Annotated in this window: 15 protein-coding genes and 2 tRNA genes; 11 read left to right on the plus strand and 6 right to left on the minus strand. The window is 72.4% G+C overall.

Annotated features, from left to right (window positions below; genetic code table 11):
* Positions 1 to 122 precede the first annotated feature (122 nt).
* The 7 genes from ABT123_RS08675 (at position 123) to ABT123_RS08705 (ending at position 7,338) form a co-directional block, all read left to right on the plus strand.
* On the plus strand, positions 123 to 1,274 hold the full coding sequence (locus tag ABT123_RS08675) for an acyl-CoA dehydrogenase family protein (protein WP_351311171.1): 1,152 nt from the start codon (positions 123 to 125) through the stop codon (positions 1,272 to 1,274).
* A complete protein-coding gene (locus ABT123_RS08680) occupies positions 1,271 to 2,197 on the plus strand; it encodes a bifunctional MaoC family dehydratase N-terminal/OB-fold nucleic acid binding domain-containing protein (RefSeq protein ID WP_351311173.1) in 927 nt (308 codons plus the stop codon). Before ABT123_RS08675 ends, ABT123_RS08680 begins: the two co-directional genes overlap by 4 nt.
* Complete coding sequence (locus ABT123_RS08685; protein WP_351311175.1) at positions 2,197 to 3,234, plus strand: acyl-CoA dehydrogenase family protein; 1,038 nt, start codon at positions 2,197 to 2,199, stop codon at positions 3,232 to 3,234. The genes ABT123_RS08680 and ABT123_RS08685 overlap by 1 nt, the downstream gene beginning before the upstream one ends.
* Entirely contained in the window at positions 3,231 to 3,614 is a 384-nt protein-coding gene (locus ABT123_RS08690; protein WP_351311176.1) for a MaoC family dehydratase, read from the plus strand. Before ABT123_RS08685 ends, ABT123_RS08690 begins: the two co-directional genes overlap by 4 nt.
* Positions 3,611 to 4,786 carry a lipid-transfer protein gene (locus tag ABT123_RS08695; RefSeq protein ID WP_351311178.1) on the plus strand — a complete coding sequence of 392 codons (1,176 nt, stop codon included), beginning with the start codon at positions 3,611 to 3,613 and terminating at the stop codon, positions 4,784 to 4,786. Before ABT123_RS08690 ends, ABT123_RS08695 begins: the two co-directional genes overlap by 4 nt.
* Before the next feature lie 125 nt (positions 4,787 to 4,911).
* Entirely contained in the window at positions 4,912 to 5,466 is a 555-nt protein-coding gene (locus ABT123_RS08700; protein ID WP_351311180.1) for a SigE family RNA polymerase sigma factor, read from the plus strand.
* A gap of 222 nt (positions 5,467 to 5,688) precedes the next feature.
* Complete coding sequence (locus ABT123_RS08705; RefSeq protein WP_351311182.1) at positions 5,689 to 7,338, plus strand: long-chain fatty acid--CoA ligase; 1,650 nt, start codon at positions 5,689 to 5,691, stop codon at positions 7,336 to 7,338.
* Here the strand turns inward: ABT123_RS08705 and ABT123_RS08710 are convergent.
* The 3 genes from ABT123_RS08710 to ABT123_RS08720 all read right to left on the minus strand — a co-directional run bounded on the left by ABT123_RS08710 (position 7,322) and on the right by ABT123_RS08720 (position 12,056).
* On the minus strand, positions 7,322 to 7,900 hold the full coding sequence (locus tag ABT123_RS08710) for an antibiotic biosynthesis monooxygenase (RefSeq protein ID WP_351311184.1): 579 nt from the start codon (positions 7,898 to 7,900) through the stop codon (positions 7,322 to 7,324). The two genes, ABT123_RS08705 and ABT123_RS08710, sit on opposite strands and share 17 nt — an antisense overlap.
* Before the next feature lie 14 nt (positions 7,901 to 7,914).
* Entirely contained in the window at positions 7,915 to 11,505 is a 3,591-nt protein-coding gene (locus ABT123_RS08715) for a PAS domain-containing protein (RefSeq protein ID WP_351311186.1), read from the minus strand.
* A gap of 119 nt (positions 11,506 to 11,624) precedes the next feature.
* Entirely contained in the window at positions 11,625 to 12,056 is a 432-nt protein-coding gene (locus ABT123_RS08720) for an SSI family serine proteinase inhibitor (RefSeq protein WP_351311188.1), read from the minus strand.
* A 216-nt stretch (positions 12,057 to 12,272) separates the two neighbouring features.
* Between ABT123_RS08720 and ABT123_RS08725 the strand changes: the two genes are divergently transcribed.
* Together ABT123_RS08725 and ABT123_RS08730 are read left to right on the plus strand one after the other, a co-directional pair.
* A tRNA-Ser gene (locus ABT123_RS08725) sits at positions 12,273 to 12,363 on the plus strand.
* Positions 12,364 to 12,543: 180 nt separating this feature from the next.
* Positions 12,544 to 12,616 (plus strand) — tRNA-Arg (locus ABT123_RS08730).
* Positions 12,617 to 13,526: 910 nt separating this feature from the next.
* On the opposite strand, the gene ABT123_RS08735 is transcribed toward ABT123_RS08730, so the two are convergent.
* The 3 genes from ABT123_RS08735 to ABT123_RS08745 form a co-directional block, all read right to left on the minus strand.
* Complete coding sequence (locus ABT123_RS08735) at positions 13,527 to 14,729, minus strand: NAD(P)/FAD-dependent oxidoreductase (RefSeq protein ID WP_351311190.1); 1,203 nt, start codon at positions 14,727 to 14,729, stop codon at positions 13,527 to 13,529.
* 93 nt (positions 14,730 to 14,822) lie between these two features.
* Positions 14,823 to 15,767, minus strand: coding sequence for an RNA polymerase sigma-70 factor (locus ABT123_RS08740; RefSeq protein ID WP_351311192.1), 945 nt, complete (start codon positions 15,765 to 15,767; stop codon positions 14,823 to 14,825).
* Between the two features lie 68 nt (positions 15,768 to 15,835).
* On the minus strand, positions 15,836 to 16,762 hold the full coding sequence (locus ABT123_RS08745; protein WP_351311194.1) for an SMP-30/gluconolactonase/LRE family protein: 927 nt from the start codon (positions 16,760 to 16,762) through the stop codon (positions 15,836 to 15,838).
* Positions 16,763 to 16,856: 94 nt separating this feature from the next.
* Between ABT123_RS08745 and ABT123_RS08750 the strand changes: the two genes are divergently transcribed.
* Both ABT123_RS08750 and ABT123_RS08755 read left to right on the plus strand, forming a co-directional pair.
* Positions 16,857 to 17,291 carry an Lrp/AsnC family transcriptional regulator gene (locus ABT123_RS08750; RefSeq protein ID WP_351311196.1) on the plus strand — a complete coding sequence of 145 codons (435 nt, stop codon included), beginning with the start codon at positions 16,857 to 16,859 and terminating at the stop codon, positions 17,289 to 17,291.
* Positions 17,288 to 18,175 (plus strand): DUF2797 domain-containing protein, encoded by an 888-nt coding sequence (locus ABT123_RS08755; protein ID WP_351311198.1) that lies wholly within the window; start codon positions 17,288 to 17,290, stop codon positions 18,173 to 18,175. The genes ABT123_RS08750 and ABT123_RS08755 overlap by 4 nt, the downstream gene beginning before the upstream one ends.
* Positions 18,176 to 18,243 lie beyond the last annotated feature (68 nt).

Consider the following 18,243-nt stretch of genomic DNA (forward strand, 5'->3'; position numbering starts at 1 on the left):
TGGGGTCCGGTAGCGCAGGCGCTCCGGCGTTTTTCCGGTCTGTGCTCCCGACCTTGACATCCGGGATGGATCTGACGGACAGTCAGATCCATTCGACGACGCGATGCCGGGAGGCCAGCACCGTGCACCTCGCCCCGACCGAAGACCAGGTGCGGCTCCGTGCCGAACTGCGGGCCTATTTCCGGCAGGTGATGCCCGACGGGCCGCCGCAGGACCCCGCCGGACAGCGGGAGCTGCTGCGCCGCATCGGCGCCGACGGCCTGCTCGGCCTCGGCTGGCCCACGGAGTACGGCGGCCAGGGCCGCGGGCCGGACGAACAGTTCGTCTTCTTCGACGAGGCCTACCGGGCGGGTGCCCCCGTCTCCATGGTCACCCTGAACACCGTCGGCCCGACCCTGATGAAGTACGGCACCCCGGAACAGAAGGACTTCTTCCTCCCCCGCATCCTCAAGGGCGAGCTGATCTTCGCCATCGGCTACTCCGAGCCCGAGGCCGGCACCGATCTCGCCGCCCTCCGCACCAGGGCCGTCCGCGAGGGCGCGGACTGGGTGGTCGACGGACAGAAGATCTTCACCTCGAACGCCCAGAACGCCGACTGGATCTGGCTGGCCTGCCGCACCGACCCCGAAGCCCCCAAACACCGGGGCATCTCCATCATCCTGGTCCCCACCGACGACCCCGGGTTCTCCTGGACCCCCATCGACACCGTCGGCGGCCTGACCACCACCGCCACCTACTACGACGCCGTCCGGGTGCCCGCCGGCAACCTGGTCGGCCCCGAGCACGGCGGCTGGGGCCTGATCACCAACCAGCTCAACCACGAGCGCGTCGCCCTCGCCGCCATCGGCATGCAGGCCGAGGACTTCTACGCCGAGGCCCTCAGCCACGCCCGCACCCCCGACCCGGACACCGGTGAGCGCCCCGCCGACCGCCCCTGGGTGCAGTCCCTGCTCGCCGAGGCGCACGCCCGGCTGGCTGCGGTACGACTGCTCAACTGGCGGCTGGTCCAGGACGTGGGCGCCGGCGCCCTGGCCCCCGGGGACGCCAGCGGCGTCAAGTTCCTCGGCACCGAGACCACCGTCGAGGCGTACCGGATCTGCCAGCAGATCGTCGGGGAGGACGCCCTGGTCCGGGGCCCGGCCGGATTCCGCGGCGGCGAACTGGAGCGGCTGAACCGGGCCGCCCAGATCAACACCTTCGGCGGCGGGGTCAGCGAGGTCCAGCGGGAGATCGTCGCGATGATGCGGCTCGGCATGAAGGGGCGCAAGCGGTGACCGAGGACGAGCTGTACGCCCGGCTGAAGGCCTTCGAGGGGCGGCCCGCCGCGACCGCGGCCCAGGGCAGGGACCCGGTCAACCAGCCCATGATCCGCCACTGGTGCGAGGCGATGGGGGACACCAACGCCGCCTACACCGGCCCGGACGCGATCGCCCCGCCCACCATGCTCCAGGCCTGGACGATGGGCGGTCTCTCCGGCCACTCCAACGGCGCCGGCCGGTCCACCGCCCAGGACGAACTCTTCGCCCTCCTCGACGGCGCCGGCTGCACCTCCGTGGTCGCCACCGACTGCGAGCAGGAATACCTCCGGCCGCTGCGCCCCGGCGACACCGTCACCTTCGACGCCGTCATCGAATCCGTCTCCCCCCGCAAGACCACCAAGCTCGGCACCGGCCACTTCGTGACCACCCGGACGGACGTCCGCGCCAACGGCGAACTCGCCGGAACCCACCGGTTCCGGATCCTCAAGTACGCCCCCGCCGCCCGGCCGGAACCCCAGGGCGAGCAGGGCGACCCGAAGCCGCTCCGCCCCCGCCCCGTGATCAACCGGGACAACCAGGGGTTCTGGGAGGGCGTCCGCCGGCACCGGCTCCTCATCCAGCGCTGCACCGCCTGCGCGGCCCTCCGCTTCCCCTGGCTGCCGGGCTGCAACCACTGCGCGAGCCCCGACTGGGACACCGTCGAGGCCTCCGGCGCCGGCACCGTCTTCTCGTACGTGGTCATGCACCATCCGCCGTTCCCGGCCTTCGATCCGCCCTATGCCGTCGCCCTCGTCGAACTCGCCGAAGGCGTCCGGATGATCAGCAACATCACCGGAGTCCCCTACGACAAGGTGCGCATCGGCATGCCCGTCCAGCTGGAGTTCCTCCGCGTCGATGACGACCTCGAACTCCCCGTCTTCCGCGGGAGCGAGGCCTGATGGACTTCCACCCCACCGAGGAGCAGACGGCGGCGGCCGGACTCGCCGCCCGGATCTTCCGCGACCTCTCCACCCACGAGCGGCTCACCGCCGCCGGTACCGGCACGGACACCGAGCTGTGGAAGGCCCTCAGCACCGCCGGACTGGTCGCGGCATCCCTCGACATCGGCCTGCTCGGGCTGGTGCTGCTGCTGGAGGAACAGGGCCGTACCACCGCCCAGGTGCCGCTCGCCGCCACCTGCGTGTACGGCATCCGGCCGGTCGCCGCCCACGGCACCGAGGAGCAGCGGGCCCGGCTGCTGCCCGCCCTCGCCGAGGGATCGGCGGTGGCCACCGGCGCCTTCCCGGCCCGGAGCCGGGTCACCCCCGACGCCGGGCGCCTCACCGGAGTGCTGCCCGCCGTGCCCTGGCTCCGTGACGCCACCCATGTGCTGGTCCCGGACGACCGCCGGGCCCTGTGGCTGGTACGGACGGACGCCCCCGGCGTGCAGACCGCAGCCGTGGAGACCACCGCCCCCTGGGCGGCCGGCCGGCTGACCCTGTCCGGCGCCGAGGCCGAGCCCCTGGGCGCCCCGGACGAGGGGGCGGCGTACGAGGCCGTCCTGGCAGCCGCCCGGACGGCCTTCGCCGGACTCCAGGCGGGGGTCTGCGCCGGCTCGCTGGCCCGTGCCGTCGCCCACACCTCCACCCGAGAACAGTTCGGCCGTCCGCTCTCCACCCACCAGGGCGTGATGCTGCGCGCCGCCGACGCCCACATGGACACCGAGGCGATCCGGGTCACCGCCTACGAGGCCGCCTGGCGCATCGACGAAGGCCTGACCGCGGCCGAACAGGCCCTGACCGCGGCCTGGTGGGCCGCCGAGGCGGGCACCCGGGTCGTGCACGCCGGCCAGCACCTGCACGGCGGAACGGGGGCCGACCTCGACCATCCCGTCCACCGGCACTTCCTGTGGGGGCGGCAACTCGACGCGTACCTGGGCTGCGGGGCGGAGCTGCTGGCCGAGCTCGGCGCCGTACTGGCAAAGGAGCAGGCATGAACATCGGCGACACCCTGCCGCCGCTGGAGATCCCCGTCACCCGCACCCTGATCGTCGCCGGCGCGCTCGCCTCCCGCGACTACCAGGACGTCCACCACGATGCGGAACTCGCCCGGCAGAAGGGCTCCCCCGACATCTTCATGAACATCCTCACCACCAACGGGCTGGTCGGCCGGTACGTCACCGACCACCTCGGGCCGCGCGCCGTCCTCCGCAGGGTGGCGATCCGCCTCGGCGCGCCCAACTACCCCGGCGACACCATGGTCCTCACCGGGACGGTCACGGCCGTGGACGGGGACAGCGTGGAGATCCGGGTGGTCGGCGCCAACGGCATCGGCCACCACGTGACGGGCACGGTCACGGCGGAGGTGCCGGCATGAGCGTGCGCAGCCGCGATCTGCTCGGCGGCCGGGCCGCCATCGCCGGCATCGGTGCCACCGAGTTCTCCAAGAACTCCGGCCGCAGCGAACTGAAGCTGGCCGTCGAGGCCGTCCACGCCGCCCTCGACGACGCCGGGCTCACCCCCGCCGACGTGGACGGCATGGTCACCTTCACCATGGACACCAGCCCCGAGATCACCGTCGCCCAGGCGGCCGGGATCGGGGAGCTCTCCTTCTTCTCCCGGATCCACTACGGCGGCGGCGCAGCCTGCGCCACCGTCCAGCAGGCTGCGCTCGCCGTCGCCACCGGGGTGGCCGAGGTTGTGGTCTGCTACCGCGCCTTCAACGAGCGTTCCGGGCGCCGCTTCGGCTCCGGTGTCCAGCAGCGCGAGCCCTCGGCGGAGGGCGCCGCCCTCGGCTGGTCCCTGCCCTGGGGACTGCTCACCCCCGCCTCGTGGGTGGCCATGACCGCCCAGCGGTACCTGCACGCCTTCGGGCTGACCCCGGAGGCCTTCGGCCATGTGGCGGTCACCGGCCGGCGGCACGCCGCGAACAATCCCGCCGCCTACTTCCACGGCAAGCCCATCACCCTCGCCGACCACGCCGCCTCGCGCTGGATCGTCGAGCCGCTCCGCCTCCTGGACTGCTGCCAGGAGACCGACGGCGGCCAGGCCATCGTCGTGACCTCGACCGAACGGGCCCGGGACCTGCGGCACCCGCCCGCCGTGATCACGGCCGCGGCGCAGGGCGCGGGCCGCCGCCAGGAGGGCATGACCTCCTTCTACCGGGACGACCTCACCGGCCTGGCCGAGATGGGCGTGGTGGCCCGGCAGCTGTGGCGGACCTCCGGGCTGCGCCCGTCGGACATCGACGTCGGCATCCTCTACGACCACTTCACCCCCTTCGTACTCATGCAGCTGGAGGAGTTCGGCTTCTGCAAGCCCGGCGAGGCCGCCGGGTTCACCGCAGCCGGGGAGCTGCCGCTCAACACCCATGGCGGCCAGCTCGGCGAGGCCTATCTGCACGGTATGAACGGCATCGCCGAAGCCGTCCGCCAACTGCGCGGCAGCTCCGTCAACCAGGTCGCCGGAGCCGGGCACGTATTGGTGACCGCGGGTACCGGGGTGCCGACTTCCGGCCTGATCCTGGGCGCGGAAACGACCATCGGCTAATGGCGGGGGCCGGCTCCTCCACCTTCAGGAGGTCGGGCCGGCCCCACCCCTACAACCTGAGGGGGACCCTGCTTCGGCACCTGGGGCCGATCCCGAGGGGGCACCCGCCCTCCTAGCGTGGAGCCATGACCACGCCTGTGTGCACGGATGCCTCACTCCCGTCGATGCGCCCGACCTATCCGTCGTTCTCGTCGTACGTACGGACGCGTGGGCCCGTTCTCATGCGCACCGCGCGCTCCCTCACCGCCAACCCCTGCGATGCCGAGGACCTGCTGCAGACGGCGCTCGCCAAGACCTATGTCGCCTGGGACCGCATCGAGGACCACCGGGCCCTCGACGGCTACGTCCGCCGGGCCCTGGTCAACACCCGTACCTCCCAGTGGCGCAAGCGCAAGGTCGACGAGTTCGCCTGTGAGGAACTCCCCGAGACCGAGGCGCCGCCGGCCGCCGACCCCGCCGAGATCCAGGCGCTGCGCGATGCCATGTGGCGGGCCGTGACCCGGCTGCCCGACCGGCAGCGGGCCATGGTCGTCCTCCGGTACTACGAGGACCTCAGCGAGGCCCAGACCGCCGAGCTGCTCGGCGTCTCGGTCGGCACCGTCAAGAGCGCCGTCTCCCGCGCCCTCGGCAAGCTCCGCCAGGACCCCGAACTCAGCCCGGAGCTCTGCCCGGCCTCCTGACCTGCCCCGGCCGGACCGTGTTTCACGTGAAACACTGCCCCGCCACTGCGCCGCCAGTGCGCGGTGCCCGCTGCGCGAGCTCCCTCGCTGTGCACAGAACCACACATGCTTTCGTGCACCCGTTTGTACTCCCGGGTAGTGACATGCCGACCGGTACGTGCGCAGAATCGGCAGGAACCAGGCCGAGCCGCCGCAGAGTCGCAGCGCCCCCGGGAGGACGCTTTGCTGAGCACCATGCAGGACGTACCACTGCTCGTCAGCCGCATACTGCAGCACGGCATGACGATCCACGGAAGTTCCCAGGTCAGCACCTGGACCGGCGAGCCCGAGCCGCAGCGCCGCAGCTTCGCCGAGATCGGCACCCGTACTCACCGGCTCGCCCACGCCCTGCGCGATGAGCTCGGCGTCCGGCAGGACGAGCGGGTCGCCACCCTCATGTGGAACAACGCCGAGCATGTCGAGGCCTACTTCGCGATCCCGTCCATGGGCGCGGTCCTGCACACCCTGAACCTCCGGCTGCCCCCCGAGCAGCTCGTCTTCATCGTGAACCACGCCGCCGACCGGGTGGTCCTGGTCAACGGCAGCCTGCTGCCGCTGCTGGTGCCGCTGCTCCCGCACCTGCCGACCGTGGAGCACGTGGTCGTCTCCGGCCCCGGCGACCGCTCCGGCCTCGAAGCGCTGCCCGTCCGGGTACACGACTACGAGGACCTGATCGCGGGCCGCCCGACCGCCTATCCGTGGCCGGAGCTGGACGAGCGCCAGGCCGCCGCCATGTGCTACACCTCCGGCACCACCGGCGACCCCAAGGGCGTGGTCTACTCCCACCGCTCCATCTACCTGCACTCCATGCAGGTGAACATGACCGAGTCGATGGGTCTGACCGGCCGGGACACCACCCTGGTCGTGGTCCCGCAGTTCCACGTCAACGCATGGGGCCTGCCGCACGCGACCTTCATGACCGGTGTCAACATGCTGATGCCGGACCGGTTCCTGCAGCCCGGCCCGCTCGCCGAGATGATCGAGCGGGAGAAGCCCTCGCACGCAGCCGCCGTCCCCACCATCTGGCAGGGCCTGCTCGCCGAGGTCACCGCCAACCCGCGTGATCTGTCCTCGATGAAGCAGGTCACCATCGGCGGCTCCGCCTGCCCGCCCGCGCTGATGGAGGCGTACGACAGGCTGGGCGTCCGGCTCTGCCACGCCTGGGGCATGACCGAGACCTCCCCCCTGGGCACCATGGCCCACCCGCCGGCCGGGCTCACCGCCGAGGAGGAATGGCCCTACCGGCTCACCCAGGGCCGCTTCCCGGCCGGTGTCGAGGCGCGGCTGATCGGGCCGGGCGGGGACGTCCTGCCCTGGGACGGGGCATCGGCGGGCGAGCTGGAGGTCCGCGGCAACTGGATCGCAGCCGCCTACTACAACGGGGTCGGCGCCGAACCGCTGCGCCCCGAGGACAAGTTCAGCGCCGACGGCTGGCTCAAGACCGGCGATGTCGGCGTGATCGGCGCGGACGGCTACCTGACCCTGACCGACCGGGCCAAGGACGTGATCAAGTCCGGCGGCGAGTGGATCTCCAGCGTGGAGCTCGAGAACGCGCTGATGGCCCACCCCGATGTTGCGGAAGCGGCCGTGGTGGCCGTCCCCGACGAGAAATGGGGCGAGCGGCCACTGGCCACCGTCGTCCTGAAGCCGGGGGCCTCCGTCGACTACGACGCCCTGCGGGCCTTCCTCGGCGAGACGATCGCCAAGTGGCAGCTGCCGGAGCGCTGGACCGTCATCGACGCGGTGCCGAAGACGAGCGTCGGCAAGTTCGACAAGAAGGTGATCCGCAAGCAGTACGCGGACGGGGCGCTGGAGGTCACGACGCTGGGCTGAGCCAGCCCCTCAGCAGCCTGCTGACCGCGGGCATCGCCACATAGGTCATCAGCGTGCTGAAGACCACGGCGAAGGCCGCGGTCCGCAGGACGAGGTGCAGATCCACCAGGTACGGCCCGAGCAGCGCGTTCCCCGCCAGCGAGATCGGGAAGATGGCCAGCCCCGAGCTGATCGCCATCTTCCACCGCGGGGGCGCGGGCCGGGTCGTGCCCGGTTTGGCGAACCAGGTCTCCATCCCGTGCAGTTCCCGCCGGGCTATCTCGGTGTGGTGGTGGCCCTGGCAGTTGGCGAACCACTGTGCCCGCTCGGGAGAGTCCTGCCAGCGCCGGAACGCCGCGTGGTCCCGGAACCGGTGCACCAGGAACCAGGGCGCGCCCTCGGCCGCCGGCCGGAACAGCCCGTACCCGAGGTGGTCCGGGAAGCCGGCCGCCGTTTCCAGGATCCCCCGGGCCCACGTCTCGAAGGCATCCTCGTGACCCGCCTCCACCTGCCGGGCGATGAGGAGGGTCACCTCCCCGTTGTCGGCGGGTACGGGCTTCTCGGTGTGCTCGGTGGTGGCCATGGGCCCCAGGGTGACTAATTCGTACCGATCTTCGCCAGCAGGTCCACGATGCGGCCCTGCACCTCCGCGCTGGTGGACCGCTCGGCGAGGAAGAGCACGCTCTCGCCGGAGGCCAGCCGGGGCAGTTCGGCCTCGTCGATGCCGCCGGCCGTGTAGACGACCAGCGGGGTGCGGTTCAACTGCCCGTTGGCGCGCAGCCAGTCCACGATGCCGGCCCGCCGCCGCCGGACCTGCATCAGGTCCATCACCACGAGGTTCGGCTGCATCCGGGTCGCCAGTTCCACGGCGTCGGTGTCGGCGCCGGCCCGGCCCACCTGCATGCCGCGCCGTTCCAGGGCGGCGGTGAGGGCGCCGGCGATCGCATCCTTCTCCTCGATGAGCATGACCCGGGAGGGGTGCTGCTCGCTGTCGCGCGGGGCGAGTGCCTTGAGGAGTACGGCCGGATCCGCGCCGTACGCCGCCTCGCGGGTGGCGTGCCCCAGCCCGGCCGTCACCAGGACGGGCACTTCGGCGGCCACCGCGGCCTGGCGCAGCGACTGCAGGGCGGTGCGGGTGATCGGCCCGGTGAGCGGGTCGACGAACAGGGCGGCGGGGAAGGCGGCGATCTGCGCGTCCACCTCCTCGCGGGAGTGCACGATCACCGGCCGGTAGCCGCGGTCGCTGAGCGCCTGGGTGGTCGCGACGTCCGGCGCGGGCCACACCAGGAGCCGGCGCGGGTTGTCGAGCGGCTCCGGGGGCAGCTCGTCGTCCACGGGCTGTGGAACGGGCCGGTTGACAACCTCGACGGCCCCGCCGGGGCCGTCCAGCGGCTCGGGACCCTCGGCGGCACCGGCCTCGGGGGCCCCTATGGCGAAGGCGCGGCCCTGCGGGGCGGGCTCGGCGAGCCTGCGCCGCCGCCCCGATCCGCCGGCGGCTCCTGCGGTGGCCTCCGCCTCGGCTCCGGATGCGGTGGCCGGGCTCGTTCCGGTCGCGGTGCCGCCCGGGTCCACGCTGATGCCCTGGCCGAGGGTGCGGACGCTGATGGGCTGCGCCGGGTCCTTCGGCCGACGGGCCGCCGGTACGGACACGGGTACGGCGGAGTCCTCCTCCGGCGCGGTCCGGGCGCCCGGCACCGGCCAGGCGGTGCCAGGTCCGGCGGCGGGAACCAGGCCCGGCGCGGCAGCGGGTCCCGAGGGCGGGACCGGCCCGGTGGCCGGAGCGGGCCCCGTGCCGGGCAGCGCGCGCCGCCGGCCGGTGGGCTGGTGCGCCTGGGCAGGGGTGTGATCGCCGTGTCCGGTGTCCTCGGCGGCGGCCTCGTGGGAGTCCTCCGCCTCCGGGCTCCCGAGCACCCGGCGGCCACGCCGCCCGCCGGGCGCGGACGCCGCGGCTCCGGCGGCCACCGGGCCGGCCGGGGATGACGTGGGTGCCCCGGGCGTCGCGGGAGTCGCGGGCGTCGTGAGGTCGGGGAGCGGGGCGGGGCCCACGGCGAAGCCGCCGCCGGGCCGCGGGCCGATGGCGCCGGCTTCGCTCTGCGGGCCGGCCGCGGGGGCTGGAGCGTCCTCGTGCGGGCTGCCGGGTACGGCGAAGCCGCCGCCGGGCAGGGCCACCAGGCCGGACGCCTCGCCGTCGGCGGCCGGAGCGCCGCCGGGGAGGGCCGGGGCGCCTGCTGCGACGACGGTGCCGTCCGCCGCGGAGGTGCCGGAGCCGGGCGCCGCGGTGCCCGCCGGGAAATCGGTGCCCGGGACCGGGCCGAGAGCGGGCTGGGCCGGGCCCAGCGCCCGGCGGCGCCCGGCCGCCGGGGCCTCGGCCGGCGGCAGCGCGGGCATCGCCCGCCCGTCACCGTCACGGCCGCGGCGCCGCCCGGTGCCCAGCCCGGCGGGATCCACCGGGGACTGCGCGAGCTCCGGGCCGGTGGAGCCGGCCGGGGGCTGGAGTTCCGCTCCGGCCGCCCGCCGCCGCCCCGAGGGCAGCGCGAGCGCACTCCCGCCGGACTCCGGAGCCGGGGCCGGGTCCTCCTCGTCCAGGAAGGCGTCGACTCCGCGCCGCCCGCGCCGGCCGGAGCCCGGCTCCGGCTGCGTTCCGGGCGTACGGGACTCCCGCGCCCCCTCCGCCGCAGCCTCCGGCTCCGGGTCGGGCTCCGCCTCGGGTTCCGGATCGGGCCGGGTGACCGTCCCGGCCCCCGCGCCCAGCGGCAGCTCCAGGACGTACGCACCGCCCGGCGCGCCCGGCACCTCGACGGTCTGCAGCACCCCGCCGTGTGCGGCCACGATGCCCCGCACGATCGGCTCGTGGACCGGGTTCCCGCCCTCGTACGGCCCGCGCACCTCGATGCGTACGACATCGCCGCGCTGCGCCACGGCCACCACGATCGTCGAGTCCGTGTAGCCGCTGCCCGCCGGGGTTTTGCCGGTGGCGTCGACCCCGGCCACGTCGGCGATCAGGTGGGCGAGCGCGACGGCGATCCGCTCCGGGTCGATCTCCGCCTCGATGGTCGGCGCGTGCACCGCGAACTGGGCGCGCCCGGGCCCGATCAGCTCGACCGCCGCGTCGACACCGGCCGCGACGACCCCGTCGATCAGCACCGTCTCCTTGGCGAGCTTCTCGCTGCCCGAGTCCAGCCGCTGGTAGCCGAGCACGTTGTCGACCAGGGTGGTCATCCGCGAGTACCCGGCGGCCAGGTGGTGCAGCAGCTGGTTCGCCTCCGGCCACAGCTGGCCCGCGTCGTCCGCCGCCAGGGTCGCCAGTTCGCCGCGCAGCTCCTCCAGCGGTCCGCGCAGGGCGTCGCCGAGGACCGCCAGCAGCTGCGCGTGCCGCGCGGCCAGCGCGTCGTAGGGCCGCCGGTCGGTGAACGTCATCACCGCTCCGACCAGCTGCTCGCCGTCCCGGACCGGCGAGGTGGTGAGGTCCACGGCGACCGGCTGGCCGGCCTTGTTCCACAGCACCTGCCCGCGCACCCGGTGCTTGCGCCCGCTGCGCAGGGTGTCGGCGAGCGGGGACTCCTCGAAGGGGAAGGGGGAGCCGTCCGCCCGGGAGTGCTGGATCAGGCCGTGCAGCTCTCGGTTGCCGAGGTCCGTGGCCCGGTAGCCGAGGATCTGTGCGGCGGCCGGGTTGACCAGGACCACCCGGCCGTCGGTGTCGGTGCCCACCACGCCTTCGGCGGCGGCCCGCAGGATCATCTCGGTCTGCCGCTGCGAGCGGGCCAGCTCCGCCTCGGTGTCGACGGTGTCGGAGAGGTCGCGGACGACGAGCATCAGCAGTTCGTCGCCGGTGTAGGAGTGGTGCGGCTCGCGGTAGGCGTCCCGGCCGTCCAGGCTTGCGCTGGTCACCTCGACGGGGAATTCGCTGCCGTCGGTCCGGCGTGCCGTCATTCGGGTGGGTTTGGTGCGCAGGTCCTCGTTGTCGCCGGGGCGGCGCATGGAGCCGGGGATCAGCTTGGAGTCGAACTCGGGCAGCAGGTCGAGTAGCCCGCGGCCGACGAGCCCGGTTCCGGGGCTCTCCATGACCTCGAGCGCGATCGAATTCGCGTTGACGACGGTGCCGTTCGCGTTGACGAGCAGCAGCGCGTCCGGCAGAGCGTCGAGTATTGCTGCGAGGCGAGCAGCGCCTCGGGATGGCCTGCTGCTCACGACGAGCTTCCTCCCTGACCACGACTACCGGCATGTCACGGGAGGAGTCTAAGGCCACCTTCCGTGCGTGGGGCGGCGGATCGGCGGCCCGGTCCTTGCGCTCCCGGAATCTTTGCTGGTCAGGAACGCGGACTCGGAAGGACAGGTTCCATGTCGTGCCAGCGGTTGATCTCGCATCCGTTCTTCCGGTGGAAGGCGGCATCGACCTCGTGTCCGTGCCAGGTCCCGGTGATGCGCGCGACGGCCCGTCCGCCGTACTCCGCGGTGCAGATCTGGTCCTCGGAGACGGGCGCGAACGGGTTCTTCCCGGCGCGGTGGAAGCCGTCGAGCCGCGCGCACGCCCGCCTGGCCTCCGGGTGGGTGCCGCCCACCGGATCACACTCCAGGGTGTACGTGCCGTTGGCGGCGCGGGAGGGGCCGTTGTGCTCCACGGTGACGGTGAGGCGGTCCGGCGGGGGTGCCAGGAGCCCGGCGAGGGGGAGGGGCGGCAGGGGGCCGCCGGCGGCCATGGCCGCGAGGGCGGAGCCGGTGGCGAGGGCAGCGAGACGCATCAAGATCTCCTGGGTCGGCGGTCCGGTACGTCGGGAGCGGGCCGGGGCGTGGTGCGCGTACGCCTGCCCAACGAGGACCCCGCCCGGACGTTCCGGTGACGGGCGCCCAAAGGCTTTGCTCTCGTGCCACCGCGCCTAGTACCGTGGGACCGGATTGGTGACCGGCCCCGCGCCTGTGTCATCATCTGCACGCACCCTCGTACGCGGGGGTGTGCTGGAGGCGTCGCCTAGTCCGGTCTATGGCGCCGCACTGCTAATGCGGTTTGGGGCTTACCCCCCATCGAGGGTTCAAATCCCTCCGCCTCCGCTCGAGTGATCACTGAAGCCCCGGTCCCCAGGACCGGGGCTTCAGTCGTTCCGGAACCCCGCCAAAAGGACTGTTTCCGCAGGTCAGGGGTGGTTTGGATAACGGATTTCGCGTCACGGCGAGGTCCATGTATTGTTGTTCTCGCAAGGCCAACGGGGCGAAAAACCCCGGGAAGCACAAGCACTCGTAGCTTAACGGATAGAGCATCTGACTACGGATCAGAAGGTTGCAGGTTCGAATCCTGCCGAGTGCACAGCAGCTCAGAGGGCCCGGACGAAAGTCCGGGCCCTCTGGCGTTTCCGCCGTACGGCGACGGACCACGGCTTGATCCGCCGACGGCGCGGCCTGGGCACCTTCACGAGCGAGGCGGTCGGCGACCGTGCGGGTGAGGGCGGCACGCAGGGCGTCACGCGAGCCTGGCACGGGGGGCAGCCCCGAGGGCCAGGAGGGAGCCCCGGCCCTTCGCACCCTCAACGATCTTTGACCATCGGCACGGTGAAGCTGACCTTCCGGCCGGACGTGTAAGCGGTGTGGTCAAATACCGACAAGTGGGTCCTGTCCTTCAGGGTCAGCTGTAGCACCTCACTCGCGTTGCTCCAGTTGTAAGAGAAGAACCGGAAGTTCCTTTCCTGGGTGGCTTGCAGCTTCTTGTTTCCCCAGCTGCAGTCACGCCTCGCGTTGTCCTCGCAGGTGGACCAGGCTCTGGCGTAAAGCTGGCAGTCCTCTCCAGGCCACACGTCGATACGACTCAGTCTGTCATCGGATGAACGCCACGTTCCTGTAAACCCACTTGCGACGCACAAGGCGGATGCGTGTGTCGCTGAGGTGAGCGTAAGCGTGACCGAGAGGGAAAGCGTCAAGGCGGCGGTCACGAACAGGGCCGTGATCCGGAGTAGTGGACGGCGGGCAGCAGCGGCGTGTGTCATCGTGAACCTCCGGTAGCGGGTGGCAGCACGAGCGGCACCCGCATCGGATTCCCGGATGGTCTCGCCGACGACCTGAATCTGCCGTCCGACCCGAGATCCATCGCTTCCCCCCGATTGGCCCCTACCTATTCCAGGCCAGCACTCCGGAATCCTGATCGCAAGTCGGGGTGTCCCGTTCTGCGCACCGTTCAATAGCCCCGGACAAGAGTCCGGGGCCTTTTGTGTTGTGCTGTGCAGTCAGGCCGGCAGTTGGGCGGACGAGTCCGCCAGGGGGTGTTCGCGGAGGATGCGGCGGCGTCGGGTGGGGAGGCCGAGTGCCGGGTTGGCTACGCCCCAGGCTGCGCCCTTGCAGATCAGTTCCTTGTAGGCGGCGGCGAGCCGTCCTGTCAGGGCCGCCCGGACGGCGCGGTCGTCGGGGGTGACGTACTGGATCAGGCCGTCCTTGCGGCCGAGCGAGATGCACTGGTTGAAGTAGCGGAGCGGGGTGTTCGGGATCTTCCCGCCGGTCAGACGCGCCGCGATGGTGTCGGCGGCCTGCCACGCCATGGGGGTGCCCGTGGCGCACGACATCCGCAGCGGCTTCTCGCCGGGGCCCAGCGCCATGGCGGCGTCGCCGATCGCGTACACGTCGGGGTGCGAGACCGAGCGCATGGTCCGGTCGACCGCGATCCGGCCGGTGCCGGTGATCTCCAGGGTGGTGGCCTGCGCGATCGGGTGGACGGCGAAGCCGGTGGTCCACACGGTGACCGCGGCCGGGACGGATCTGCCGTCGGCGGTCGCGACGGCATCGGCCGCCACGCCGGTGACGGCGGCCTGCTCGTGCACGGTGATGCCGAGCCTGTCGACGGTCTTCCGCAGGTGCCGACGGGCCTTGGGCGAGAGCCAGTCGCCGAGGTCCCCGCGGGCGACGAGGGCGACGTCGAGGTCCGGGCGGGCCTCGGCGATCTCGGTCGCGGCTTCCAGGCCGGTGAGGCCGCCGCCGACCACGACCACCGGCTGTCCGGCGCCCAGCCGGGCCAGGCGCTCGCGCAGCCGGAGCGCTCCGGGGCGGCCGGCGATGTCGTGGGCGTGCTCGGCGGCGCCGGGGACGCCCTGGCTGTTCCAGCCGCTGCCGAGGGCGTAGACGAGGGTGTCGTATTCCAGTTCCTCGGCTTCGTTTGCGTGGTTGGCGGTGACGGTGACCGTCTTGCGGTCGACGTCGATGCCGGTGACCCTCGCGAGCTTCAGTGCGACGCCGGTGTCCGCGAACATCTCGCCGAAGGGCCGGGGCTTGAGGTCCTGGCCGGCCGCCAGCTGGTGCATCCGGACGCGCTCGACGAAGTCGGGCTCGGCGTTGACGAGGGTGATGGCGACGTCCTCGCGGTACAGCCGCTTGGCGAGGCGTCCGGCAGCGACGGCTCCGGAGTATCCGGCTCCGAGGACGATGATGCGGTGCTGCATGTCCGTGCTCCTGTCTTCCGCGGGTTCGCCCCTTGAACCGGGCAGCCCGGGGTTTCCTGACAGGAACCCGGTGTGAAGCAGCTCACACCGGGATCAGAAGGCGTGGAGCAGGGGTTCCCCGTGGTCGGTGGCGGCCCACTGCCGGGTCGCGCGTTCGAGCTTGTCGGGGTTGACCTGGTTGCGGAACGCGACGATGCCCCCGGCGCCGACCTCCAGGCACAGGACGCCGACCACCCGGCCGTCGAGGACCGCCACGACGGCGGGGGCGCCGTTGGCGGTCGTGGCGTAGACCTCGGGTGAGCCGCCGACGAGGGCGCGCTTGGCCTTGCTGGGTTTGAACAGGCCCCGCATGAACTTCGCGACCGCGAGGGCGCCCTCGAAGGGCTTGGCGCGGGCCGGGACCTTTCCGCCGCCGTCGCCGATCGAGACGGTGTCCTCGGTGAGCATCTGTACGAGCTGGTCGGTCTGCCCGCTGGTGGCGGCAGCGAGGAACTCCTCGACGATCCGCCGGGCGGCGGCCTCGTCGATCTCGGTCCGGGACCTGCCGTCCGTGACGTGCTTCTTGGCGCGGTGGAAGATCTGCTGGCTGGCGGCCTCGGTGATGTCGAGGATCGCGGCGATCTCCCGGTGCGGGTAGCCGAAGGCCTCCCGCAGCACGTACACCGCCCGCTCGTTGGGGGAGAGGCGCTCGAGCAGGGTGAGGACCGCGTACGAGACCGATTCGCGCTGTTCGGCGGTGTCGGCCGGGCCGAGCATCGGGTCTCCGGCGAGCAGTGGCTCGGGGAGCCATTGGCCCACGTAGGTTTCGCGCCGCGCGCGGGCCGAGGCGAGCTGGTTGAGGCACAGGTTGGTGAGGACCTTCGTCAGCCAGGCCTCGGGGACCTCGATGCGGGCCACGTCGGCGGCCTGCCAGCGCAGGAACGTGTCCTGTACGGCGTCCTCGGCCTCGCTCGCGGAGCCGAGGAGGCGGTAGGCGATGGCCTCCAGGCGGGGCATGGCGGCTGTGAACCGGTCCATGTCGTTCATGGTCAGGGCCATGGCCAGGATCCTAGCTCGCGCGGTGCGGCGGCTGTTGGTGCCGGTATTGCCGTTGTTGCTGCTCCCGGCTAGCGGGGCAGGCCGGTTACCGACATCACCAGCGAATAGAGCGAGGTGCTGGCCGTGATGAACATGCGGTTGTTCTTCGGGCCGCCGAAGGCGATGTTCGAGACCGGCTCCGGGATCCGGATCCGGCCGATGAGGTCGCCGTTCGGGGCGTAGCAGTGCACCCCGTCCTCCATGGCGGCGACCCACAGCCGGCCCTCGTCGTCGAAGCGGATGTTGTCGAACCGGGCCCGGCCGCGGTCCGCGGGCGCCGCGGTGAAGACCTTGCCGTCGGACAGGGTGCCGTCCTCGCGGACCTCGAAGGCCCGGATGTGGCCGGCCCGGGTGTCGGACACGTACAAATGGCGTTCGTCCGGGGAGAAGACCAGGCCGTTCGGGCCGGCGAAGCCGTCCGCGGCCAGGCGGACCTCGCCGGTCGAGGGGTCGGCCCGGTAGACGTTGCAGGCGCCGATCTCGCTCTCCGCCCGGTGGCCCTCGTAGTCGCTGGTGATGCCGAAGTCCGGGTCGGAGAACCAGACCGAGCCGTCCGAGCGGACCACCGCGTCGTTGGGGCTGTTCAGCCGCTTCGTTCCGTAGTGCGTGGCGAGGGGGGTCACGGTGCCGTCCGGCTCGGTGCGGGTGACCCGGCGGTTGCCCTGTTCGCAGGTGATCAGCCGGCCCTGCCGGTCGAGGGTGTTGCCGTTCGGGTGGCCGGCGGGGGACCGGAACGGCCCGACGGTGCCGGTCGGTTCGTCCCAGCGCAGCATCCGGTCGTTGGGGATGTCGCTCCACACCAGCTGGCGCCAGGCCGGGAGGTAGAGCGGTCCCTCCGCCCAGCGGCAGTCGTCGTGGAGGCGCTCCAGCCGCATGTCGCCGTTGGCGCAGCGGCCGGTCCGGAAGCGATCGTCCAGGATCTCGTACAGATCAGGGTCGTCTATGGGGGATGACATCATGCAGAGCTCCTCGTGAGCCGAATTGCGTTCGGTCGTGATCAAGATTGCAGGATGCGGTACGGTCCTGACAAGGGTCCAGCGGAGGAGAACCATGGATGGCATCGACCGGGCGATCGTCGTGCGGCTGCAGCAGGACGCCGGGCAGTCGTACGCCGCCCTCGGCGCGGCCGTGGGGCTCTCGGCCGGTGCCGCGCACGAGCGGGTCCGCAAGCTGCGCGAGCGCGGGGTCATCCGCAGCACCACCGTCGATGTGGATCCGGCGGCCGTCGGCAGCGGAGTGCTCGCCTTCGTGATGGTGGACTCGAATGCCTGGATGGGTGATTCCGGCGGGCAGTTCGCGGCCATTGCCGAGATCCAGGAGGCGCACATCATCGCCGGCAGTGCCTCCGTGCTGGTGAAGGTGCGCACCGCCACCACCGAGCAGCTCCAGGACGTGCTGCGCCGGCTCTATGCCATCGAAGGAGTGAGCGGAACCCAGGCGACCGTGGCGCTGGCGACCTTCTTCGAGCGCCCGCTGCCCCTGTGACCTCCGCGATCTGGTGTTGTACCGGGCCGCGTTGGAGTGAGGGCCGGCCCGGGATCGGCTGGTACGCCGAGCAGCGCGGCGAGCGGACCAGCCTCCTCGCGTACGGGCGGTGGCTCGCCTTCACCGCAACGGGGCAGCGCACCTGCCTCGGGGTCCGGCGGAGCGGCCGGCGGAACCCGTGCCCCACGGCCGCCGAGGTTCCGGCCCGGACCGGCAGTGCACAGTGCGCCGAGTGCGCCCGGCTGGACCGCTCCTTCTCGGTGGCCGCCGACACCCGCGCCGACGACCCGCGCCCCTACCGGGTCTACCTCGCCTGGTTCGGGCCGGGCCTGATCAAGGTCGGGATCACCGCCGAGGAGCGGGGGTCGGCCCGGCTGCTGGAGCAGGGCGCGGTGACCTGGACCTGGCTGGGGCGGGGGCCGCTGATGGCCGCCCGGCGGACCGAGGAGCTGCTGCGGGCCGCCCTCAAGGTGCCCGACCGGATCGCGTACGCGCGCAAACGGACCGTACGGGACCGGCTGCCGGACACCGTCGCGCGGGCCGGGGAGGTGGCCGGGCTGCACGAGCGGGCGGCTGCCCTGCCCGGCTGGCCGGAGACCCTGGAGCGGCTGCCGTGCGAGATCGTCGACCATGGCGGGGTGTTCGGCCTGGCCGGGCTGCCCCGCCCGGTCCGGCAGCCCGAGCGGATGACGGCGGGGGGCACGGTCGCGGGCCTGCTGGCGGGCGCGGCCGGACCTGATCTGCACTTCGCCGACGGGCTGGTCGTGGACGCCCGGCTGCTGGCCGGATGGGTGCTGACCGCCGCCGGACCGGATGCCGTCACCACCGTGCCGCTCACCGGCCTCGCGACCGGGGAACCCGCCGAGCAGGAAGGGCTGTTCTGAGGCCTGGCACGGGGCCCGGCGCCGGACCGCGGTGGTGAAGGTCAAATCTTGGATCCCGTTGCGATCAA

The sequence above is a fragment of the Streptomyces sp. NPDC002054 genome, assembly GCF_040296685.1.
Classification (GTDB): Bacteria; Actinomycetota; Actinomycetes; order Streptomycetales; family Streptomycetaceae; genus Streptomyces.